Raw genomic sequence first — 21,302 nt, 5'->3', positions numbered from 1 at the left:
CCGTCGACCCACGTGGTCGGCGGGGCGTCGTCGTGCGGGGCTGTGCGGTCCCGGCGAACCACGAACACGACATCGAACCGACAACGGTGCTCGGCTCGACGTCGTGTTCGTGGTTCGACACAGACGGAGACGCACTCGCGCGCGGCTCGCAGGCGGCCCCGGACGTCTCAGCCGTCGGCCGGCTTCGGCGCCTCGAGCTCGGTCGCGACGACCCGCGGCGCCTCGGACATGAAGCGCCGCACGTCGAGGTCCACGATGATGTCCTGTGGCCGGAGCGGCCTCGTCAGGTACAGCCCCTCGAGGGAGGTCAGCCGCGACAGCGCGACGTACGTCTGCCCAGCGCTGAACACGCGGTTCCCGAGGTCCACCACCGCGCGGTCGTAGGTGCTGCCCTGCGACTTGTGGATCGTCACCGCCCAGGCGAGCCGGAGCGGGAACTGCTGGAACTCCCCCACGGTGTCCTTCTTGAGTTCCTTCTTGTCCGGGTCGTACGAGTACTTGAACTTCTCCCACACGGACGGCTGGACCTCGAACGACTCCCCGTCGACGTCGACCCACACCGTGTCGCGGATCGTGGTCACGACGCCGAGCGTGCCGTTCACCCAGCGCTGGTCCGGGTCGTTGCGGAGGAACATGACGTGCGCTCCGGGCTTGAGCTCGAGCGCCTCGTCCGCGGGGAAGTTCCGCCCGCCGAAGTCACCGTTGACGTCGGCCCGTGCGGTCTTCACCTTGCCGGGCAACCGGTCGAGCGCCGCCTTGTTGATCCGCGCCACGGTGTCGTTCCGGGTGGCCAGGGTGATCGCGTCGTCCGGAGCGGGCCGAGCCCCTGCCGTGTTGAGCTGCCCGGCGATGTCCGCGGTGACGCGACCGTGCCGCACGGCGGTGAGCATGGCTGCGAAGGCGTCGTCGCGCTGCCGGTGCACGGTCGCGAGCTCGACGATGTGCAGCTCGGCCTCGAGCCAGACCTTCGCGTCGAAGAACCACATCGACCGGTAGTGGTCGGTGAAGTACGCGCGCTCGTCGCCGTCGCCCGGGACCGGCGGCAGCTGGTACGGATCGCCGAACATGACGACCTGCACGCCACCGAACGCCTCGAACTGGCGCCCGCGGGCCTTGCGGAGCGATCGGTCCATGGCGTCGAGCAGATCTGCGTTCACCATCGAGACCTCGTCGATCACGAGGGTGTCGATGGTGTTGAGGAGCTTGCGGGTGTCCGGTCCCTGCCGGAGCTCGGCGTCGGCGATGAGGCCGATCGGCAGCCGGAACAGCGAGTGGATCGTCTGGCCGCCCACGTTCAGCGCGGCGACCCCGGTCGGCGCGCAGATCACGACCTGCTTCTCGGTGTTCCAGGACAGGTGGTTCAGGAGGGTCGACTTGCCCGTCCCGGCACGTCCGGTGATGAACACGTGGTCACGTGTGTGCTCGATGTAGTCGAAGACGGCGCGCTGCTCGGCGCTGAGCTCGACGGTCACGGTGCGTCCGCCCCGTGGCCGCCCCCTGGCCGGGAGGCGCGAGTCGCCCCCGCCTCCGCGCCCGGCCCGACCGCGTGGTCGGCCTGGTCGGCCTCGCCGTCGTCGCTGGCGTCGTCGAAGTCGTCGTCGCTTGCGTCGTCGGGGTCGTCGTCGCCGTCGGGGACGCCCGCGGTTCGGGACGTCGCGCCCCCGGACGGACGTCGCGCCCCTGCACCACGGGGCGCGTCGTCCGCCACGGGGCGCGACACCACGGAGCCAGCCGCGGGGTCCGACGCTTGGGCCCCGGGAACGGCCCCGGGAACGGACACGAACGCGGACACGGACACGGCCTCGACGCCCGCCGCAGCCCCGTCCCCCCGGAGCCGGACGAGCGAGACCACGACGACGAGCGCGAGGACCGCGACCCCGGCGACGACGAGCACCGTCCCGGCACGCGCCTGGTCGACGGTCGGGTCCGGCCCCCACGTCCGGCCCATCGCGCCGAACCACGACGCCTGCAGGAGCCCGAGCAACCCCTGCATCGCGATGCCGAGCGAGACGAGACCCGCCGCGACCACGATGCCGCCGACGATCCGGACGATGGCCGCCGTCCACGATGCCCGCTGCGCTCCCGCCGCGACGGGGGTCAGCAGCCCGGGCACCGCCACGAGTCCGACGAGCAGGAACACCGCGTCGATGACCGTGCGTCCGGTGGGGTCGCTCACGGACCACCGCAGCGCCTGGGTGTCGAAGAAGGCCCACCAGATGCCCGCGAGCAGGAGGAACGCCGGGAACGGCTGGACGAGGTACCGCACGGCGGCGTTGTCGACGAGGATGTCGGTCCACTCCCGGACGCCGGTGCTCCCGTCGCGACGCGGGTGCACCGCCGTCCGGACGAGCTGCACGGGTGCGGCTGCCCAGACGAGTGCCGGGACGACGAGACCGAGGAGCACGTGGGCGCCGACGTTCGCGGAGACGAGGAAGCGGTCGTAGGTGTGCAGCGAGCCCGAGGTCGCGATCACGAGGCACACGACGGCGATGCCCGCCGCGACCGAGCGCCGGACGGGCCAGGCCTCCCCGCGACGACGCAGCCGGACCACCCCTGCCACGTAGGTCGAGGCGAGCAGGACGGCTGCCATGAGCCAGAAGAGGTCGATGTTCCACGCGGTCAGCCAGCCCCAAGCGCCTGGAGCGTGCGGGAGCGGATCGTCCGTGAGGAGCTCGGCCGGTGTCGGGTCGGTCGTCTTGCTCAGTGCGATCTGGTCCGTCGGGGTGGCGGTCCGGCCGAGTGCCGCGGCGAACCCGGATGCGACGCCCATGACCGCGAGCTCCGTCACGACGAGCACCCAGAACGCACGACTGCGCCCGGGCCGAGCGGTCAGCGCACGGATCGTCCGCTGCCGCTGGACCGCACCGATGACCCCCATCGCGACGATGGCCGCGATCTTGACGAGCACGAGGACGCCGTACGGTGTGAGCAGGTTCGGGAACGAACCGACACGGATCTGCGCCGACGCCGTCCCGGAGACCGCGACGAGCACGAAGCACCCGAGCGCGATGCTCGAGTACCGGCCGACGACGAGCGGCAGACGGTCGCCGTCGAGGACCGGACGGACGAGGACGACCATCACGAGTCCGCCGACCCACAGCGCGGCGCCGACGAGGTGCAGCCCGAGCGCGGTGACCGCGGCGTCGTGACTCGCGGTGCCGGCGGCGTGCCCCTGCTGCGCGAGCGGGACGAGACCGATCATCGCGACGCCGGCGGTGAGGGCGACCATGCCCCGCCCGCGCACGGCGAAGCAGAGCACCGTCACGGAGGCGGCGACGAGGACGGTGACGAGCCAGGCGAGCCCGAGGTCCGTGCCGGTGAGGAACACCCCCATCGACTGCCCGAACTGCTCGTCGAGCGAGACCTGCGACCCCGCGACGCTGAGGAACGTGAAGAACGTCGCGACGACGCTCGCCACGGTCCAGAGACCGGCGGCCGCGGCGGCGACGTCGATCGCGCGGTCCCACTCCGGAGCGGTGCGCGAGAGCCCGATCGTCGTCAGGGCGAGCCCGCCGATGGTGGCCGCTGCGGCGAGGTCGACCACGACCCGAGCGATCGGCAGACCGAAGCGCACGACCGCGCCCGGGTCGGCGATGAGCGCGGGGTTCGCTCCCCCACCGATCACGAGCGCGACCAACAGGGAGAAGAACGCGGCGAGCAGCAGCACGGCGGGGCCGATGGAGCGCGCGATCCGGTTCACCCGACAAGCCTAGGCGTTGCCCACCCGGTCACAGAATCCGCCGCGGCGACCTGTGGGCGGCGATGCGTGCCTCCAGGCCGGTGCAGGGCGGACGGTCGTCGGAGGCCGACGGGGGGCGGATGCCGGACGTGCGAAAGGGACGGCCGCAGCCGTCCCTCCCACCAGCAGAACCGTCTTACTTGACAGCAGCCTTCAGCTTCGAGCCGGCGCTGACCTTGACCGAGTCGCTCGCGGCGATCTCGATGGCCTCACCCGTCTGCGGGTTGCGGCCGGTGCGGGCGGCGCGGTGGGTCTTCTCGAAGGCGATCCAGCCGGGGATCGTGACCTTGGTGCCGTCGGCAACCGAGCTCGAGACGACGCTGAACAGTGCGTCGACGACGCCGTTCACGGTGGCCTGGCTCTGGCCGGACTCCTGCGCGACGGCAGCGACGAGCTCGGTACGGTTCAGGGACTTGTCAGCCATTGGATGTCCTCCTCGGACTTCTTCGGTATCGGTCGGGCCATCAGGCGCGATGCCCGTGGAACCGGGGTCGAACCTACCAGCCGTACAGGGCGTTTCCGGCCGACTCGCCCGGATTTCCGGGCCTGTCGAGGGTCTGACGGGGCAGATGTGACCGATGTGACGGCCCGTGTACCCCGCTCACAGGCCCTGCCGAGCGAACGCTGCAGTCCGGAAGGAGCGCACACCGGCGCCCGCCGGGGGAACACGAACGCCCCGCCACCAGCAGGTGACGGGGCGTTCGACGGGAAGCGGATGCTTACCAGGAGCTCTTCGTGATGCCGGGGAGCTCACCACGGTGGGCCATGTCGCGGAAGCGGACACGGCTGATGCCGTACTCACCGAGGTGGCCACGGGGGCGACCGTCGATGGCGTCGCGGTTGCGGTAGCGCACCGGCGACGCGTCGCGCGGGAGCTTCTGCAGGCCGACGCGGGCAGCCTCACGCGACTCGTCGGTGCCGTTCGGGTCCACGAGGGCCTTCTTCAGCTCGAGACGACGCTCGGCGTAGCGCGCGATGACCTCGGCGCGCTGGTTGTTCTTCGCGATCTTGCTCTTCTTCGCCATGCTTAGCGCTCCTCACGGAAGTCGACGTGCTTGCGGACCACCGGGTCGTACTTCTTGAGCACGAGACGGTCCGGGTTGTTGCGACGGTTCTTCTTGGTCACGTAGGTGAACCCGGTGCCCGCCGTGGAGCGGAGCTTGATGATCGGACGGATGTCCTGACCCTTTTTCGCCATCAGATCTTCTCCCCACGGGCGAGGAGATCCTTCACGACGGACTCGATGCCGCGTGCGTCGATCACCTTGATGCCCTTCGCGCTGAGCGTGAGCGTGACGTTACGACGAAGCGAGGGCACGTAGTACGTCTTCTTCTGCACGTTCGGGTCGAAGCGGCGCTTCGTCCGGCGGTGCGAGTGCGAGATGTTGTGACCGAAGCCGGGGGTGGCGCCGGTCACCTGGCACACTGCTGCCATGGTTTCCTCCTGAGTACCGTGCGGTCGGACGACCGCACCCAAGGTCACTTGCCTGGTGCGCACGCGCTGATCCGGGGACCGGCGAGGGGGTTGTACGCACCGCCCAGGCCCGCTGACCCTGTCGAAGGGCCGTCGGACACCGCGCGACCGCGGCGTTCGCGACGGTCGGAGGGCTTGGTAACGAGCTGTTCTCCGCGCGGGCGCGGAGGACCAGGGGTCAACGTTACGCGAGCGTCGGGCGTGTCGCAAGCCGGGGCGGGTGGGCGCGGGCCGGTGCGGTCGAGTGCAGGTCAGCCTGGAGGCACGGTGCGGGTCGGCCGGGCGAGCTGCAGTCCGGCGGGGCGTCGGCTGGGCGACCGCGCTGGTCGCAGGACGCGCCGCGCACGTTCCGCCCGGGCGACACCTCGTGCGACCACGGCGGGACACCGACGGCACGTCGCGCGACCAACCGCGGTCCAGCAGCGAAGCCCGTGGCGCTCCCGCCGAACCCTCGGCGCGCCTACGGCCCGTCGGTCGGCTTCGGTGCGAGCGCCTGGACCATGAGCTCGCCGAGCTCCCGCGGTGCCGTGAACATCGGCCAGTGCCCCGTGTCGAGCCCCACGATCGTGAGCTCCTCCGTCGCCACGAGTTCGGCCGCCCAAGCCTGGTGGTCGTTCACCATCTGCGCGAGGTCGACCGCGGGGATCTCGCACGAGACCACCGTCGCGGGGATGCGGTGCCGCGCCGGGTCCGCGTAGTGGAAGGGGTCGGAGGGCAGCGTCGCCGGCTCGGGGATCGCGAAGCGCTCGAACCGGGCGCGCACCTCGTCGGTCATCCCGCGGAGGGTCGGTGCCTCCCAGATGTCCCATCCCGGCAGCGGCACGACCCCGTCGACCACGGGCAACTCGTCATTGACGCAGCCGCCCTCCGGCCCTGGGAAGGTGTCCACGTAGAGCAGGTGTGCCACGAGGGACGGACGCTGGTCCGCCGCCATGTAGGCGATCGGCCCGGCGCCGGAGTGGCCCGCGAGCACGACGGGCTCGTCAGCCGTCGCGACCTCGTCGAGCAGTGCGACCAGCGACGCCACCTGCTCGTCCAGCGTGTCACCCGCGCGGGTCACGGCCTGCACCGAGTGGCCCGCCTCGACCAGCACCGGAGCGACGTCGTCCCACGCACTCGCATCGAGCCAGAACCCGGGCACCAGGATCACGTGCATGCGGCGGAGGCTACTCGCCGAGCGCGGTTCCTGATGCGCGCACTCCTTGGTACGGTCGTCGCGTGGCCGATCTTGTGATCGACTTCGGTGCGCTCGAACGCACCCGGGGGAACCTCAACGATCCCACCGGTGACGTCGATCTGCTGGCGGTCGTCGAGCGGTTCTTGGATTCGCCCGCTGGTGCGGTCGGTCTCAGCCCGGGGGACCTCGTCGAGTCGTTCGTCACCCACGACGGTCGCCCCGGTGTTGCGATCCACACGACCACCGGGGGTCCCGACGCACTCCGGAGCAACGTGCCGCATGCTGAGACCGACGCGCTCGGCGTGGTCTACACGGCCGTCCGGCTCGAGCACGGCCGCGAGGGCAGCGACCGGATCCTCTTGCTCACCGGCATCGCCCCGAGCGTCACGGAGCGTCTGCCGATGGCTGTGCTCGCCGCACAGATCATCCTGAGCGCTACCCTGCGAGACTCAGAAGATCGCCCCGATGTCCGCGTGGTGCTCGACGCCACCAGCAACGAAGACCAGGTTCGGACGTGCCCGTGATCCCCCCAGCCCGGCTCATCGGAGCGGACGCCCGTGAGGTCATCGCACACGACGTCTCCGCGCTCTCGCCGTACGACGCCTCGAACGCCCTCGCGTACCGGAACCGTCGACTCGCGACCTTGTCCGCCGAGAGCGACTCGTTCACGCGCCTCGGCTGGGGCTTGGTGGCCTGGGTCCTCGCCGTGGTCGGCGTCCTCGGCCTCGCCGCAGCGCTGTGGACCGGTGCTCCCGTCGGCGTCCGGGTGCTCGGTCTCGTCGTCGCCGCCGCAGGCCTGGCCGCGGGAACCGCGCTCGGCCGCGACGTGTGGCTGGCCGGACGAGCCGTGGTGAACGCGTTCGTGGCGTGGACACTCCTGCCCGAGCGGCTCGCAGAGGGCGGTGCGGGGGTCGCCGACTGGCGAGCCGACCCAGTCCGCGACGCGGTGCGCGCGCGGGTCTTCGTCTTCGAGGGTTGGCGAGTCCTGCGCATCGTCGCGGCCGTCGCCGCGTTCCTGGTGACCCCGATGATCGGCGACCAGCTGCAGCGGACTCCGTCCGACCAGCAGTGGTGGGCTGGTCAGACCGCCTCGGTCACGGTCTTCGTGCTCGGGCTGCTCCTCGTCAGCATGACCGCGGCGGTGGTCCTGATGGGTGGTCAGTGGCGCGCGAACCGAGCGCACGCACGTCGCGACCCGGTGCAGCGTCGGCTGCTCGGGCGCTAGCTGCTCAGTGCGTTGCGGTCCGGCTCGCGGTGCAGTCCGCGCACTCGCCGAAGATGTCCACGACGTGGCTCGCGTTGGTGAAGCCGTGCTGCGCGGCCACCTCCTGCGCCCACCGTTCGACCGGGTCCGCCTCGATCTCGACGGTCCGCCCGCAGTTCCGGCAGATGAGGTGGTGGTGGTGCTCGTCCGTCGTGCACGCGCGGTACAGCGACTCGCCGTCCTGCTGCAGCGAGTCGGCGTCACCCTCGGACGCCAGGTCGGCGAGCGCCCGGTAGACGGTGGCGAGCCCGATCGTGGAGCCGCCTGCACGGAGGTGCTGGTGGAGCGCCTGCGCGCTCACGAACCCCTCGGTCGAGTCGAGTGCGCCGCGGACGGCCTCACGCTGCCAGGTGTTCCGCCTGGGCTTCTGCACGGCGTTCACGCGCTGACTCCGATCTTCGCTGCTGCTCCGGCACCGCCTGCCTGGAGGCCCGGATCACCTCCGTCGCGCCGCTCGCGTCGTGCGACGCGGTCGCGTCCGCGCTTGTCCTTCCGCGATCCGACGATGCGGCACACCACCCAGATGGCGAACGAGATGGTCGTCACGTAGGGGCTGATCGGCAGGCCGCCACCGAGGGCGAGCAGGATGCCGCCGACGACGCTCGTGACGGCGAACACGGTCGACAGCACGGGCACGACGACCGGGTGCGAGCTCAGGCGGAGCGCCGCGGCGGCCGGGGTGACGAGCAGGGAGAGCACGAGCAGCGCCCCGACGATCTGCACCGACACCGCGGTGGCCAGCCCGAGCGCGAGCATGAACACGATCGCGAGCGTCCGCACGGGGATGCCCGCCGCCGCCGCGACGTCGGGGTCCACGGAGGAGAACATCAGCGGGCGCCAGATGACGAGCAGCGTGGCGACGACGATGGCCGCGATCACGATGAGGAACGTCAGCTGGGGGTTGTCGACTGAGACGATCTGCCCGGTGAGCAGCCCGAACTTGTTCGCCGCGCGACCCTTGTACAGCGCGAGGCAGAGGATGCCGAGCCCGAGTCCGAACGGCATGAGCACGGCGATGATCGAGTTGCGCTCCCGTGCCCGTGAGCCGAGCACGCCGATGAGCAGCGCCGCGATCACCGACCCGACGAGGGACCCCGTGACGACGTTCACCCCGAGGAGCAGCGACGCCGAGGCACCGGCGAACGAGAGCTCCGAGATGCCGTGCACCGCGAACGGCATGTTGCGGGCGACGACGAACGGGCCGATGAGCCCGCCGACGATGCCGAGCACCGCGCCCGCCCAGATCGAGTTCTGCACGAGCACGAGGAGCTCGCCGTAGTCCTGGAAGGAGAAGACCTGCGACCACACGTCCATCAGATCCGCCCCTCGTCCGCGGTCGGCGCGTGCGGGTCCGGGTCGCAGTGGTGGTCGTGCGCGGCCTCGTTCGCGCCGACGATCACGATGCGGCCCATGGTGCGCACGACGTCGACGGGCGTGCCGTACAGGTCGCTCAGCACGTCGGTGCGCAGGACCTCGTCCGGGGCTCCGATCCGGAAGCGACCGCCCGCGATGTAGAGCACCCGGTCGACGACGTCGAGGATCGGGTTGACGTCGTGCGTGACGAACAGCACCGCGGCCCCCTGCTGTCGACGCTGGCGGTCGATGAGCTCGGTCACGCCGCGCTGGTGCCGGAGGTCGAGCGAGATGAGCGGCTCGTCGCAGAGCAGGAGCGCGGGGTCGGCCGCGATCGCCTGCCCGACGCGGGTGCGCTGCTGCTCCCCGCCGGAGAGCTCGGCGACCGGGGCGTCGGCGAACGCGGTCGCGCCGACCTCGTCGAGGATGCGGTCGACGCGGGCACGGTCGGCACGGGATGCCGGTCGGACACCCCATCGGTGGCCGGTGACACCCTGCGCGACCATGTCCCGGGCGCGGAGCGGGGTCCCCGCCTCCATGAGCCGCTGCTGCGGGATGTAGCCGATGCGCCGGTGCCCGCGTCGGACGGGTTGACCGAGGAACGACATGCTGCCGCTCGTCAGCTCCTGCTGGCCGAGGACGGTCCGGAGCAGCGAGGTCTTGCCGGCGCCGTTCGGCCCGAGGACCGCGACGAACTCCCCCGGCGCGACGTCGAGGTCGAGTCCGTCCCAGAGCTTCCGCGCGCCGTAGGAGAGTCCGGCGTCGCGGAGCGCGAGCACGGCGGAACCGCCACTGCGCGGTGCAGCGGCGGTCCGTTCGGGTGTCGCGACGGTCACTTCGCCAGCGCCGCCTTCACCGCGTCGATGTTCGCCTGCTGCCACGAGACGTAATCATCCCCCTTCGGGAGGGTCTCCGTGACACCGACCACCGGGACACCGGCCTCGTCGGCGGCCTGCTTGACCTGCTCGGTCTCCGGGCTCGAGGTCTGCTCGTTGTAGGCGAGGAGCTTCACGGTCTTCTGGCTGAACAGCTTGAGGGTGTCGTTGAGAGCGGCCGGCGGCACGTCGTCGCCCTCCTCGATCGCCTCGGAGAACTTCTCCGGGGTGACGTTGTCGAGCCCGATGGCGTCGAAGAGGTAGCCCGGGACCGGCTCGGTGTACGCGACCTTCTCGCCGTCGTACTGCGTCTTGAGCGAGGCGGTCTGCGACTCGAGCTGCTCGAGCTTGCCGGTGAGGGTCTTCGCGTTCGCCTCGAACGTGCTCTTGCCCGAGCTGTCGAGGTCGCCGAGGCGCGTCGCGACGTCGTCCACGAGCTTCACCATCGTCGGGTAGTCGTAGAAGACGTGCTCGTTGAACTCGGTGTCGCCGCCCTCGTCGAGGCCGGAGAGCTTCACCACGTTGATCGTGTCGGCCTTCGTGTTCGAGGCGCCGGCGAGCGTGGTCATGAAGTCGTCGTACCCGCCACCGTTCTCGATGAGGAGGTCGGCCTTGGACACCGCGAGCTGCGTCTTCGCGCTCGACTCGAACGAGTGCGGGTCCTGCGAAGGGTCGTCGAGGATGCTCGTCACCGACACGTCGTCGCCGCCGACCGCCTCGACGAGGGAACCGTAGACGTTGGTGGAGGCGACGACCCGGATGGTCCCGTCGGCGCTCCCGTCGCCGGAGGCCGAGCTGGTCGCACAGCCCGACAGGGCGAGCGCGGCGGCGCCGGCGATGAGCGGGAGGGTGAGGAGTCGCTGCTGCATGTCGACGACGCTACTGCTTCTTGATAACGGTTGTCAAAATCAGTCGCGTGACCGACGAGACGGGAGGACGGACGGGAGGCGCGGCGCCAGCTGGCACCGCGCCTCCCGTCCGCCGATCAGTCGCGTCGCGGAGCGACCGATCAGGCCTTGGTCGCCGCGTCGATCGTGTTCTCGGCGATCGTGTCCTCCTCGCGGCCGGGGGTGCGGAGGTTCCACTTCTTGATCACGAACGAGAACAGGAAGTAGTAGACGACCGCGTAGCCGAGGCCGATCGGGATGAGCCAGATCGCGCCGTCCGCCTTGCCGAAGTTCAGCACGTAGTCGATCGCACCGGCCGAGAACGAGAAGCCGTCGTGGATGCCCAGTGCGTTGACCAGGGCGAGCGAAGTCCCCGTGAGGAACGCGTGGATGACGTAGAGCGGGAACGCCACGAACATGAACGAGTACTCGAGCGGTTCGGTGATGCCCGTCACGAACGAGGTGAGCGCGGCGGAGACCATGAGCGCACCGACGGTCTTGCGGTTCTGCGGCTTCGCGTTCCGCCAGATGGCGAGGGCACCGGCCGGCAGGGCGAACATCATGATGGGGAAGAAGCCGGTCTGGAAGATGCCGGCCGTCGGGTCACCCGCGAGGAAGCGCGGGATGTCACCGTGGACGATCGTGCCGGCCGCGTCGGTGAAGCTGCCGAGCTGGAACCACGGGAAGAAGTTGAGCAGCTGGTGCAGGCCGATCGGGATGAGCAGCCGGTTCGCGAAGCCGAAGATCCCGCCGCCGATGACCGCGTTGTCCGCGACGGCCTGGCCCGCAGCCGTGAGGGCGATGTCGAAGTAGCGGTAGACGAACGACATCAGGACCGCGATCACGAGACCGGCTGCCGCGGTGAGGATCGGCACGAGGCGACGTCCGGAGAAGAACCCGAGGAAGTCGGGCATCTTCGTCCGGTGGAACCGCTGCCACAGGTTCGCGGCGACGAGACCCATCACGATGCCGCCGAGGACACCGAAGTTGATCGTCGCCTGGTCGCCGTTCGCGTCCTTCACGCCCTTGAGCACGATCGGCGACATGACCGCGAAGACCTGGTACATGACCATGTAGCCGACGACCGCCGCGAGCGCAGTGGTGCCGTCGGACTTCTTCGCCCAGCCGATCGCGATGCCCACCGCGAAGAGCAGCGGCAGCCACGTGAAGATTGCCTGACCCGCGGCGGAGATGACGCTCGCGCCGGTCTCGAAGCCGGGGATCGCGCCGAGGAGGTCCGGCTGACCGACGCGGTTCAGGATGCCGGCGGCGGGCATGACCGCGATCGGCAGGAGCAGGCTCCGCCCGAGGCGCTGTGCGTTGGCGAAGAGCTTCGACTGCTTCTTCGGGGTCTTCTTCTCCGGCACGTCCGTGGCGGTGGTGGCGCTCATCGGAGTTCCTCTCGTCGTTGGGTGGAGCTGCGGGGTGTGGGTGGAGCTGCGGGCGGGTTGAGCCGCACGGGCGGGCGCAGGTACGCTCGGCGGAGACACCTGGCCGGTCCTGTCCGGTCATGACCAGTTCCGTAGTCTGATACCGGACCGGACGCATGTCAACCTGGTGAGAACACCCTTAACGAGGAGGAAACGATGGCCGACATCAAGGCAGCCGACATCATCGCCGCGCTCGGCGGTGCCGACAACATCGACGAGGTCGAGGGCTGCATCACGCGTCTCCGCGTCGAGGTCGAGGACGGCGACCTCGTCGACAAGGCCGCCCTCCAGGCCGCCGGAGCCCAGGCCGTCGTCGGTGGCGGCACCGGCTGGCAGGTCATCGTCGGCCCGATCGCGGACAACCTCGCGCAGGACATCCAGGACGAACTGTGACGACGGCGGTCCGCACCCCGTTCGGCGGTCCGGTCGTCGCACTGGCCGACGTGCCGGACCCGGTGTTCGCCGGGCAGCTGGTCGGCGCCGGCGTCGCGGTCGACCCGACGGGCGTCGAGGGGGCGGTCACCGCGGTGGCCCCGGTCGACGGCACGATCGTGAAGCTGCACCCGCACGCGTTCGCGCTGCAGGGCGCCGCCGGCACCGACGTCCTCGTGCACGTCGGGATCGACACCGTCAAGCTGCAGGGCGAGGGCTTCGAGCTCCTCGCGGCCGAGGGTGACACGGTCTCCGCCGGTGACCCGATCGTGCGCTTCACCCCGTCGGTCATCTCGGCCGCGGGCTACTCGCCGATCTGCCCCGTCGTCGTGCTCGGCTCCGCGCCGGACTCGGTCGAGCAGGGCACCGTCGGCACCACGGTCCGCGAGGGCGACGCGCTCTTCGAGGCGTAGGTCGCGTCCGCGAGACTCGGCCGCTCGGGGCCGCGTCTCGCGGCAGCCGCTACGCGACCGCCTGCGGCGCGGACGCGGTCGCGGTGACCTCCATCTGGACGCGGTAGCGGTCCGACCGGTACCAGGAGCGCGAGTGCTCGACGGGGCGGTCCCCCGAGTACGACACCCGGTCGAACTCGAGCACGGGAGCGCCCGTCTTGGTGCCGAGCAGCGTCGCCACGTCGTCGGCCGCGGGCTTCGCCGCCACCGTCTGCTGGGCCCGGTCGATGGGCGTCCGGTACTCGGTCGCCGCGAGGGAGTACACCGACCCGGACAGGTCGTGGTCGAGCAGACCCGGGAACGCCGACGCCGAGAGCCACGCGTCGTCGATCGACACGGGCGCACCGTCGGCCATCCGGAGGCGCTTGAGGTGGTACGCCGTCTCGTGCTCGGCGAGCCGGAGCGCAGCGATGGTGTCCGTCGGGGGCACGCGCTCCTCGCGGACGAGCACGACGGTGGTGGGCACGTGGCCGAGCGCCCGCATCTCCTCGGTGAAGGACGCGAGGTGGAGCGTCGACTGCACGGGCCGGTGCGCCACGAACGTCCCCTTGCCACGGACGCGCTCGAGGTAGCCCTCGTTGACGAGCTGTCCGAGGGCCTCACGGACGGTGATGCGGGAGACGCCGTACTCCTGGATGAGCTGGCGTTCGGACGGGATCGCCGCGCCGGGGGCGAGGCGCGCGGTGGCGAGGTCGAGCAGGATGCGCCGCAGCTGCTGGTGCTTGGGTTCGGCACCCTCGGTGATGCGGGTCGTCATCGCTCGGTCTGCTCCGTTGCTGTCCATGTGGTGCGGGTGGTGCTGTCCAGGCGGTGCGGGTGGCGCTGTCCACGTGGTCCGTCTGGTGGTCATGCGCGGACATGACCAGTTGCCATCACAGTAGCGAGTCCACATCGGAACGCCAACGCCCGTGACAAGATGACGCCCGTGACCTCGGTGGTGATCGTCGACGACGAGACGCTCGTGCGCTACGGCTTCGAACTCATCCTCGGTGCGGCGCCGGACGTCGACGTCGTCGCGACGTCGAACGACGTGGACGCCGTGCGGGTGATCGCCGAGCGCCGGCCCGACGTGGTCCTCCTCGACATCCGGATGCCGCACGTGAACGGGCTCGACGTCCTCCGCGACGTGCAGGCGCTGCCCGAACCGCCGGCGGTCGCGATGCTCACGACGTTCGACGCCGAGGAGTACATCGGCCGGGCGATGGAGCTCGGGGCCGCGGGCTTCCTGCTCAAGGACACCGACCCCGAGGCCCTCGCCGAGTACGTCCGCGTCCTGGCCCGGGGCGGCGTCGTGCTGGCCCCCGGGGTCGACCGGCGTCGGCTCTTCGCGGCACGCTCGCCGATCGCGGTCCCGCCGATCAGCGACCGGGAGCGCGCGGTCCTCCGCTGCATCGCCGACGGCGCCAGCAACCCCGACATCGGCCGACGGCTCGGGGTGAGCACGGGCACCGTCAAGGAGGACGTCCGCGCACTCCTCGTCGCCTTCGGCGTCCCGACGCGGGTCCAGCTGGCGCTGCGCGCGGCCGAGGCGGGACTGCTGGATGGCTGAGCACCGCGACCGGTCACGGCTGGTGCAGGTCCTCCGGGACACGGACGGGAGGCTCGACCGCCTCGTCGACGTCGGCCTGCGCTGGGTGCGCGCCCACCGAGCACCCTGGTGGGTGGTCGACCTCCTGTTCGTCGTGGCCGCCGTCGCGGACGCCGTGCTCGACATCTCCGGCGCGACCCGGGTGGAGACCGGGCTGTCGCTCCTCGCCGCGGCCGCCCTGCTCCTGCGCCGCCGGCTGCCGGTCCTCGCGTTCGCGCTCACCATGCCGGGGCTCTTCGTCGGCTCGGCCGTGGTCGCCGCGAGCATCGCGCTCTTCACGCTCGGCGAGCGGACCGACCGGCGGTGGCTGATGCTCCTCGCCGCCGCGGTGCAGTTCGTCGGCTTCAGCGGCTTCGTGGGTCCGCCGCAGAGCCTCGACGAGCTCGTCGTGTCGATCCTCTACGCCGTCATCTTCGCCCTCGGGCCGCTCGCGATCGGGCTGCTCGTCCGGACCCGGGCGCGGCTGACGGAGCAGCTCACCGAGGTCCGACTCGCCCGCGAGGACGAACGCCGACAGGCCGCCGAGGTCGCGCTCTCCCGCGAACGGGCGCTGCTCGCGCGGGAGATGCACGACGTCGTCTCCCACCAGGTGACCCTCATCGCGGTGCAGGCCGGCGCGGTCCAGGTCGCCGGGCGCGACGAGGCCGAACGCGGCTTCGCCCGCACGATCCGGCAGCTGTGCGTCGTGACGCTGCAGGAGCTCCGCGAGATGGTGCAGGTGCTCCGCGCATCGGGCGGCACCGCGCGGGAGATCGCCCCGCAGCCGGTGCTCACCGACCTCCCGCGGCTCATCGCCGACAGCGGCCTCGAGACCACCGCGACCGTGGACCTGCCGGAGACGCTCGGCCAGCCCGTGCAGCGTGCCGTGTACCGCTTCGTGCAGGAGGGTCTGACGAACGTCCGGAAGCACGCGCCCGACGCCGCTGTCCGGGTCAGCGCTCGACTGCGCGACGGCATCGTGCTCGTCGACCTCGTGAACGGTCCCGCACGGGCCGAACGGCTCGAACTGCCCGGCTCGGGGCTCGGCCTCATCGGGCTCGGCGAACGCGCGTCCCTGCTCGGCGGGTCGCTCGAGGCCGGCCCGCAGCCCGGCGACGGCTACGCGCTGCACCTCCGCATCCCCGCGGACCACACCCCGACCGTCGGATGACCGACGGTGGCCGATCGGCCACCGGAGGATCACGCCGCGGAGCGATGTGCCGGAGCCGTCGCGCCGCTTCGATGAGAGCGTGGCAGTCCCTCGCGTCCTCTCCAAGCTCCGCACCGTCCCGGTGACCGTCGTCGTCGCGATCGCCGCGGTGCTCGCGATCGTGACCGCACGGATGATGCACTCCGAGCCGGACTTCCCGCACCACCCGCCCGTCGCGTGCGCCGCCCTGGTCGCGGTCGTGGCCTCGACGTGGATCGCGGAGCGCGCGCTCGGGTCCGTGCGGACCGTGCTCGTCGGGGTGGTCGCTCCCGTCCTCGCCGTGCTCGCGACGCTCCTCGCCGTGACGATCGGGTCCGCGCTCGGCGAGGCCCACGCCGAGACGGCGGACGGCCAGCCGCTCTTCGCACCATCGACCGTCGCCGTCGCCCTGCTCGGTGCGGCATCTGCGACGATGCCGCTCCAGTGGCGGTGGCGGGTCCGCACGGTGCTGTGGACCGTGGTGCTCACGCTCGTCCTGTTCGCCGGGCACGGGTCGGACCTGGCCCGCGCCCTGGCGACCCTCCTCGGGACCGCAGCCGGTGCGGTCGTCGCGCACCGTGCCTCCCGGCCGACGGAACGCGCCGCGCGCGCCCTCCCGCCCACGCGGACCCTCGTGGTGGCGGTGCTCTGCGCCCTCGGCGCCGGCACCCTGGTGACCCTCGTCGTCCCGCAGGCCGACGGGGTCCTGTCGCCCTTCGCCGACGCCATGAGCGACCGGTCGGTCGCGGCGGTCGGCGTCCTCCTCGTCCTCGCGGGGTGGCTCGTGCAGCACGGGCGCCGCCTGGGCGTGACGCTCGCCGTCGGTGTCCTCGTGACGCTCACGGTCGTGCTCGCCGACGCGTTCCTCATCGAACCGGTGCAGACGGGCGGCGTGCAGTGGCAGGGGCTCGGCCTGGACGCGCTCGAGTGGCAGGTGACGCTGCTCGGCGCCTGGCTCGTGCCCGCTGCCGTGCTCGCGGTCGTGGTCGGCCTCCACGGGCGGCTCGTCCGCGCCCGGTTCCGAGCCGTCGAAGGCTCACAGACAGCGCTCGTGGAGATGCTCCGCGGCGGGGACGCCGGTAGCCTCGGCCACATGGGCACCTGGCACGGCAACGCCACCTGGGTCCACCCCGGAGGGCTCGGCGCAGTCGCCTACCGAGTCCGTGGCGAGGTCGCGCTGACCGTCTCCGACCCGGTGTGCGCCGCCGCCGACCGCCCCGCGGTGCTCGCGGCCTTCGCAGCGTCCTGCGAACGCAACGGGTGGGTGCCCGCGTTCACGAGCGTGCACGACCCGGTGCGGCAGATCCTCGCGGCCGACGGCTGGACGTCCGTCCCCGTCGGGGTCGAGGCGGTGCTCGACCTCACCGGGTTCAGCCTGGGCGGCAAGAAGCGGCAGGACCTCCGGACGGCGTCGAACCGCGCCGACCGCGAGGGCGTCCGCGACGAGTGGACGACCTTCGCCGCACTGTCGGCGGTGCACCGGAGCGAGGTCGAGACGATCTGCACCCGGTGGGCGGCGGACCGGCGTCTGCCCGAGATGGGCTTCACGCTCGGTGGGCTGCGGGAGCTGGACGACCCGGACGTCCGGCTCATGCTCGCGATCGACGCCGAGGACCACGTGGTCGGGGTGACGAGCTGGCTGCCCGTGCACGAACGCGGGGCACTCACCGGATGGACGCTCGACGTCATGCGGCGCGGCGAGGACGGCATGCCCGGCGTGATGGAGTTCCTCATCGCCCGCACCGCCCTGCGCGCCCGCGACGCCGGTCTGACGACGATCAGCCTGTCCGGGACGCCGCTCGCCGTGCACCCCGGGGCCGGTGCCCTCGTGACCCGTGGGTCCGCCGTGCTCGCGCGCGTGCTCGAACCGGTGTACGGCTTCCGGTCGCTGCAGCGCTTCAAGGAGAAGTTCGGCGCCCGGCACGAGCCGCTCTGGCTCGTGGTCCCGACGCCGCTGCACGTCCCTCGGGTCGCTCGTGCGCTGGCGGCCGCGTACGTGCCGGGGCTCCGGCCGAAGCACCTGTGGGCACTCCGCCAGGCGCACCGACGCCCGGACGGGCGATCGGCTCCGGCACCGGCCGCTCCGGGTGCACCGGCCGCTCCTTCTGGGCGTCCGTGACCGTCACCGAGTGGCTCCTCGCGACCCAGCTGCAGGCGCCGTCGAAGCTCGTCCCGATCGACCTCGCGTTCGTCGTCGTCGCGCTGCTCGTCCTGCTCCCCGCGGTCTCGCGACGGGCGGCGGCCTGGCACTCCCGCGCCGCGTGGCGTGGTGTCGGGCTCCGGGCGGGCATCGCGGCTGCCGCGGCCGTGGTCGTCCTCGTCGTCTGCTGGGTGACGAGCGACGTGCTGAACCTGTTCGGGGTCGCGCTCAGCCCGGTGACGCGGATGTGGTCCGCGCTCGCCGCAGCGGCACTCGCACTGGCGGTCACGGCCCTGGTGCAGGGCGGACGGTGGCGTCGGGCCGTCGCGATCGTCCTCGTGCCCGCCGCGCTGCTGGTGCCCGCGCTCGGGGTGAACGTCGAGTTCGCCAAGTACCCGACGCTCGGCACCGTCGTGCAGAGCGACCCCTACCCGGCGTTCGACCCGCACGCGGCGCCGGAGGCCACGATGCCCGCCGTCGGCGAGGTCCGCACGGTGACGATCCCCGGACGCCGGTCGCACTTCGACGCCCGGCCCGCGATCGTCTACCTCCCCCCGGCCGCGCTCGTCCGCGATCCCGACCCGCTCCCCGTCGTCCTCGCGTTCGCCGGGCAACCGGGGGCACCGAGCGACATGTTCACGGCCGGGCAGATGGGCACCGTGCTCGACGCCTACGCGCGGGCGCACCACGGTCGCGCGCCGATCGTGCTGTCCGTCGACCAGCTCTCCGCCCCCGGTCGGAACACGATGTGCGTGGACTCCCGGCTCGGTGACGTCGACACCTACGTCACGGAGGACGTCCCGGCGTGGGTGCGGTCACACCTCCCCGTGATGCGGGACCGTGCCCACTGGGGGCTCGTCGGGTTCTCGCAGGGGGCGACCTGCGCGGTGCAGTTCCTCACCGGGCACCCGTCGGACTTCTCGGCGGCACTGGCGATCTCGAGCGAGCTGCAGCCGATCGACCAGTCGCCGCAGCACAGTGCGGACCAGGCGTTCGGCGGGTCCGTCGCACGGTGGCGGGCTGCCGCACCCCGGGCGCTCATGGCCGAGCACGCGCCCTACCGCGGGCACGACCTCTGGCTGACGGCGGGGTCGAGCGACCGCGAGTTCACCGAGAACGCACGGTTGCTCGGTGCCGCAGCGGCGCGCGCCGGCATCCGGACCCGCTTCATGCCGGCGCCGAGGAGCGGACACGACTGGAACACCGTGCAGTGGTCGTTGCGCTCGCAGCTGCCGCAGCTCTGCGACGCGCTCGCCGGCTGACCCGCCCGGAAGCGCGTCGGCGCCGGGGCGGGGCAGCACGGTGCGAGGCTGCCGCCGCACCGTGCGAGCTGCTGCGCATGGTGCGAGGCCGCTCTCCTCGCACCACGTCGACAACCTCGCACCGAGCACACGCGTGCAGGCGCGGGCGCGGGCGCAGGCGCAGGCGCAGGCGCAGGCGAAAGCGTGCAGGCGCGGCAGCGCAGCAGCGCGGCCGACGCACGGCAGCTCCCCCGCGCACGTGCCGCGTCGCGACGCTCAGGCGTTGGCGACGAGCCAGTCGTGCTGCTCGCCCGCGAGTGCCCGGTCGGACCACACCTGGCGCTCGACTCCGGCGGGCGTCGGGGCCGAGGTCGTGCCCTGCCACACGAGCGACAGGCCCGACCGCCGGAGGACGACCGCTGACCCGGCGTTGTTCGTGAGCACGCGTCCGGTCACCGGGACGTCCGCCGCGGTGTCGTGCGCCGCCCGGACCGCGGCAGCAGCCGCTTCGGTCGCGTAGCCGTGGCCCCAGGACTCCGGGACGAACCGGTAGCCGAGGTTCCACACGTGGCCCGCGGTCATGTCCACCCCGGCGACCCCGAGGAACCGGCCGTCCTGCACGGAGCGCACGGCCCACGAGCCGAGGCCGTGGCGGATGCGTCCGCCGATCTTGGCCTGGACCAGCTCGACCGTCTCTGCGCGGGAGCGATGCCGGCCGGCGGGCAGGTGCTGCCACGTGCGCGCGTCCGAGAAGAGCGCGTGCACGTCGTCGACGTCGCCGGGCGTCAGCGGCGACAGGAGCAGTCGATCCGTTCGGATCTCCTGCGGGGGGACCAGGAGCTGGTGGACCATGCTGCGATCCTCACCCCCACCACCGACATCCGCGTGAACACCACGCGACATCCGCGCGACCCGGCCGCCCTCGTGCGGTTCTCCGCAACCGGGGTGCCTCAGTCGAGCAGGAGCGCCGGCTCCTCGAGCACCGAGGCGACGTCGTGCACGAAGCGGGATGCCACGTCGCCGTCGACGACCCGGTGGTCGAACGAGGCGCCGATGGTCGTCACCATGCGCGAGCGGACCTCGCCGTCGACGACCCACGGCTTCGGCTTGATCGTGCCCATCGCCACGATCGCGACCTCGCCCGGGTTGAGGATCGGCGTGCCCGTGTCCATGCCGAAGACACCGATGTTCGTGATCGACACGGTGCCGTTCGCCATCTGCGCCGGGGTCGTCTTGCCGTCGCGCGCGGTGATCGTCAGCTGCTCGAGCGCCTGCGCCAGCTCGAGGAGCGACATGTCTTGCGCATCCTTGATGTTCGGGACGATGAGCCCGCGCGGGGTCGCCGCGGCGATGCCGAGGTTCACGAAGTGGTGGACGATGATCTCGCTGTCGGTCCAGGTCGAGTTCACCGAGCGGTTGCGGCGGACCGCCCAGATGACGGCCTTCGCCACGATGAGCAGCGGCGAGACCTTCACCCCCGCGAACGTCGGCGAGGCCTTGAGGCGCTTGACGAACTCCATCGTGTGCGTCGCGTCGACGTCCACGAACAGCGACACGTGGGGTGCGGTGAACGCCGAGGTGGTCATGGCGGTCGCGATGGCCTTGCGGACGCCCTTCACCGGGATCGTCTCGCTGCGCACCTCACCCCACTCGGGCGTCTCGATGTTGCGGAAGACGCTGGCCTGCTTCGCGTGCCGGATGACGTCGTCCCGGGTGATCTCCCCCGAGAGCCCCGTCGCGACGATCTCGCTCAGCTCGACCCCGAGGTCGCGGGCGAGCTTCCGGATCGGCGGCTTCGCGAGCACGTTCGTCGCCACGCTCTGCTTGCGCGGGCGCGTGCCCTGGCTGGCGACGGCGTCGGCGGTCGAGTCCTCACCAGGGTCGGCAGCGGCCTCGGCGCGTGCGGCGGCATCCGCACTGGAGGCACGGCTCGCCTCGGCAGCGAGGGCTGCGGCCCGGCGGGCACCCGGCTTCCGACGCGAGGGGGCCGAGGTCGCGGAACCGTACCCGACGAGGACGGCACCGGACGTCTCGTCAGTCCCGACGACGGCTGCGCCGTCGGCGACGGACGTCGGTGCCGCGG

The 21,302-nt window shown here is 71.8% G+C and carries 23 protein-coding genes; 8 read left to right on the top strand and 15 right to left on the bottom strand.

The window, feature by feature from the left end; translation table 11 throughout:
- Positions 1 to 167: 167 nt before the first annotated feature.
- The 7 genes from ACSW7Y_RS05355 to ACSW7Y_RS05325 form a co-directional block, all read right to left on the bottom strand.
- Complete coding sequence (locus ACSW7Y_RS05355) at positions 168 to 1,472, bottom strand: ATP-dependent DNA helicase (RefSeq protein WP_438125298.1); 1,305 nt, start codon at positions 1,470 to 1,472, stop codon at positions 168 to 170.
- Positions 1,469 to 3,700 carry a cytochrome c oxidase assembly protein gene (locus ACSW7Y_RS05350; protein WP_438125297.1) on the bottom strand — a complete coding sequence of 744 codons (2,232 nt, stop codon included), beginning with the start codon at positions 3,698 to 3,700 and terminating at the stop codon, positions 1,469 to 1,471. Before ACSW7Y_RS05350 ends, ACSW7Y_RS05355 begins: the two co-directional genes overlap by 4 nt.
- Positions 3,701 to 3,875: 175 nt before the next feature.
- Positions 3,876 to 4,163 carry an HU family DNA-binding protein gene (locus tag ACSW7Y_RS05345; RefSeq protein ID WP_022903744.1) on the bottom strand — a complete coding sequence of 96 codons (288 nt, stop codon included), beginning with the start codon at positions 4,161 to 4,163 and terminating at the stop codon, positions 3,876 to 3,878.
- A gap of 295 nt (positions 4,164 to 4,458) precedes the next feature.
- A complete protein-coding gene (gene rpsN / locus ACSW7Y_RS05340; protein ID WP_022903745.1) occupies positions 4,459 to 4,764 on the bottom strand; it encodes a 30S ribosomal protein S14 in 306 nt (101 codons plus the stop codon).
- Positions 4,765 to 4,766: 2 nt separating this feature from the next.
- On the bottom strand, positions 4,767 to 4,937 hold the full coding sequence (rpmG, locus tag ACSW7Y_RS05335) for a 50S ribosomal protein L33 (protein WP_022903746.1): 171 nt from the start codon (positions 4,935 to 4,937) through the stop codon (positions 4,767 to 4,769).
- Complete coding sequence (gene rpmB / locus ACSW7Y_RS05330) at positions 4,937 to 5,173, bottom strand: 50S ribosomal protein L28 (protein ID WP_022903747.1); 237 nt, start codon at positions 5,171 to 5,173, stop codon at positions 4,937 to 4,939. Before rpmB ends, rpmG begins: the two co-directional genes overlap by 1 nt.
- Positions 5,174 to 5,672: 499 nt before the next feature.
- Entirely contained in the window at positions 5,673 to 6,368 is a 696-nt protein-coding gene (locus ACSW7Y_RS05325) for an alpha/beta fold hydrolase (RefSeq protein WP_438125296.1), read from the bottom strand.
- A gap of 62 nt (positions 6,369 to 6,430) precedes the next feature.
- Between ACSW7Y_RS05325 and ACSW7Y_RS05320 the strand changes: the two genes are divergently transcribed.
- Together ACSW7Y_RS05320 and ACSW7Y_RS05315 are read left to right on the top strand one after the other, a co-directional pair.
- Positions 6,431 to 6,913, top strand: coding sequence for a hypothetical protein (locus tag ACSW7Y_RS05320; protein ID WP_438125295.1), 483 nt, complete (start codon positions 6,431 to 6,433; stop codon positions 6,911 to 6,913).
- Positions 6,910 to 7,614, top strand: coding sequence for a hypothetical protein (locus ACSW7Y_RS05315; protein ID WP_438125294.1), 705 nt, complete (start codon positions 6,910 to 6,912; stop codon positions 7,612 to 7,614). Before ACSW7Y_RS05320 ends, ACSW7Y_RS05315 begins: the two co-directional genes overlap by 4 nt.
- Before the next feature lie 4 nt (positions 7,615 to 7,618).
- Here the strand turns inward: ACSW7Y_RS05315 and ACSW7Y_RS05310 are convergent, their stop codons facing one another.
- The 5 genes from ACSW7Y_RS05310 to ACSW7Y_RS05290 all read right to left on the bottom strand — a co-directional run bounded on the left by ACSW7Y_RS05310 (position 7,619) and on the right by ACSW7Y_RS05290 (position 12,159).
- Positions 7,619 to 8,035, bottom strand: a complete 417-nt coding sequence (locus ACSW7Y_RS05310; protein ID WP_438125293.1) for a Fur family transcriptional regulator — start codon at positions 8,033 to 8,035, stop codon at positions 7,619 to 7,621.
- Positions 8,032 to 8,967, bottom strand: a complete 936-nt coding sequence (locus ACSW7Y_RS05305; RefSeq protein WP_438125292.1) for a metal ABC transporter permease — start codon at positions 8,965 to 8,967, stop codon at positions 8,032 to 8,034. Before ACSW7Y_RS05305 ends, ACSW7Y_RS05310 begins: the two co-directional genes overlap by 4 nt.
- Positions 8,967 to 9,842, bottom strand: coding sequence for a metal ABC transporter ATP-binding protein (locus ACSW7Y_RS05300; protein ID WP_438125291.1), 876 nt, complete (start codon positions 9,840 to 9,842; stop codon positions 8,967 to 8,969). The genes ACSW7Y_RS05305 and ACSW7Y_RS05300 overlap by 1 nt, the downstream gene beginning before the upstream one ends.
- Positions 9,839 to 10,750: a metal ABC transporter solute-binding protein, Zn/Mn family gene (locus ACSW7Y_RS05295; RefSeq protein ID WP_438125290.1), complete on the bottom strand. Its 912-nt coding sequence runs from the start codon at positions 10,748 to 10,750 to the stop codon at positions 9,839 to 9,841. The genes ACSW7Y_RS05300 and ACSW7Y_RS05295 overlap by 4 nt, the downstream gene beginning before the upstream one ends.
- Positions 10,751 to 10,890: 140 nt before the next feature.
- Entirely contained in the window at positions 10,891 to 12,159 is a 1,269-nt protein-coding gene (locus ACSW7Y_RS05290; RefSeq protein WP_438125289.1) for a PTS transporter subunit EIIC, read from the bottom strand.
- A gap of 195 nt (positions 12,160 to 12,354) precedes the next feature.
- On the opposite strand from ACSW7Y_RS05290, the gene ACSW7Y_RS05285 reads away from it, so the two are divergent.
- Together ACSW7Y_RS05285 and ACSW7Y_RS05280 are read left to right on the top strand one after the other, a co-directional pair.
- Positions 12,355 to 12,591, top strand: a complete 237-nt coding sequence (locus ACSW7Y_RS05285) for a PTS transporter subunit EIIB (protein ID WP_058741885.1) — start codon at positions 12,355 to 12,357, stop codon at positions 12,589 to 12,591.
- Positions 12,588 to 13,043 carry a PTS sugar transporter subunit IIA gene (locus ACSW7Y_RS05280; RefSeq protein ID WP_438125288.1) on the top strand — a complete coding sequence of 152 codons (456 nt, stop codon included), beginning with the start codon at positions 12,588 to 12,590 and terminating at the stop codon, positions 13,041 to 13,043. The genes ACSW7Y_RS05285 and ACSW7Y_RS05280 overlap by 4 nt, the downstream gene beginning before the upstream one ends.
- A gap of 49 nt (positions 13,044 to 13,092) precedes the next feature.
- On the opposite strand, the gene ACSW7Y_RS05275 is transcribed toward ACSW7Y_RS05280, so the two are convergent.
- The gene (locus tag ACSW7Y_RS05275; protein ID WP_438125287.1) at positions 13,093 to 13,839 is read right to left on the bottom strand and encodes a GntR family transcriptional regulator; all 747 of its coding nucleotides are present in this window, start codon (positions 13,837 to 13,839) and stop codon (positions 13,093 to 13,095) included.
- A 159-nt stretch (positions 13,840 to 13,998) separates the two neighbouring features.
- Between ACSW7Y_RS05275 and ACSW7Y_RS05270 the strand changes: the two genes are divergently transcribed.
- The 4 genes from ACSW7Y_RS05270 (at position 13,999) to ACSW7Y_RS05255 (ending at position 19,240) form a co-directional block, all read left to right on the top strand.
- Positions 13,999 to 14,631 (top strand): response regulator, encoded by a 633-nt coding sequence (locus ACSW7Y_RS05270; protein WP_438125286.1) that lies wholly within the window; start codon positions 13,999 to 14,001, stop codon positions 14,629 to 14,631.
- Positions 14,624 to 15,820 (top strand): sensor histidine kinase, encoded by a 1,197-nt coding sequence (locus ACSW7Y_RS05265; RefSeq protein ID WP_438125285.1) that lies wholly within the window; start codon positions 14,624 to 14,626, stop codon positions 15,818 to 15,820. The genes ACSW7Y_RS05270 and ACSW7Y_RS05265 overlap by 8 nt, the downstream gene beginning before the upstream one ends.
- A gap of 79 nt (positions 15,821 to 15,899) precedes the next feature.
- On the top strand, positions 15,900 to 17,957 hold the full coding sequence (locus tag ACSW7Y_RS05260; protein ID WP_438125284.1) for a bifunctional lysylphosphatidylglycerol flippase/synthetase MprF: 2,058 nt from the start codon (positions 15,900 to 15,902) through the stop codon (positions 17,955 to 17,957).
- The gene (locus ACSW7Y_RS05255) at positions 17,954 to 19,240 is read left to right on the top strand and encodes an alpha/beta hydrolase (protein WP_438125283.1); all 1,287 of its coding nucleotides are present in this window, start codon (positions 17,954 to 17,956) and stop codon (positions 19,238 to 19,240) included. Before ACSW7Y_RS05260 ends, ACSW7Y_RS05255 begins: the two co-directional genes overlap by 4 nt.
- Positions 19,241 to 19,495: 255 nt before the next feature.
- Here the strand turns inward: ACSW7Y_RS05255 and ACSW7Y_RS05250 are convergent, their stop codons facing one another.
- Together ACSW7Y_RS05250 and ACSW7Y_RS05245 are read right to left on the bottom strand one after the other, a co-directional pair.
- Entirely contained in the window at positions 19,496 to 20,071 is a 576-nt protein-coding gene (locus ACSW7Y_RS05250; protein ID WP_438125282.1) for a GNAT family N-acetyltransferase, read from the bottom strand.
- Between the two features lie 98 nt (positions 20,072 to 20,169).
- The coding region (locus tag ACSW7Y_RS05245; protein ID WP_438125281.1) for a dihydrolipoamide acetyltransferase family protein at positions 20,170 to 21,302 on the bottom strand (1,133 nt) is incomplete at its 5' end.

The organism is Curtobacterium flaccumfaciens (assembly GCF_051548005.1).
Lineage (GTDB): Bacteria > Actinomycetota > Actinomycetes > Actinomycetales > Microbacteriaceae > Curtobacterium.
The sequence above is the reverse complement of the archived record's forward strand: the minus strand, read 5'-3'. Positions and strand labels throughout refer to the sequence as shown.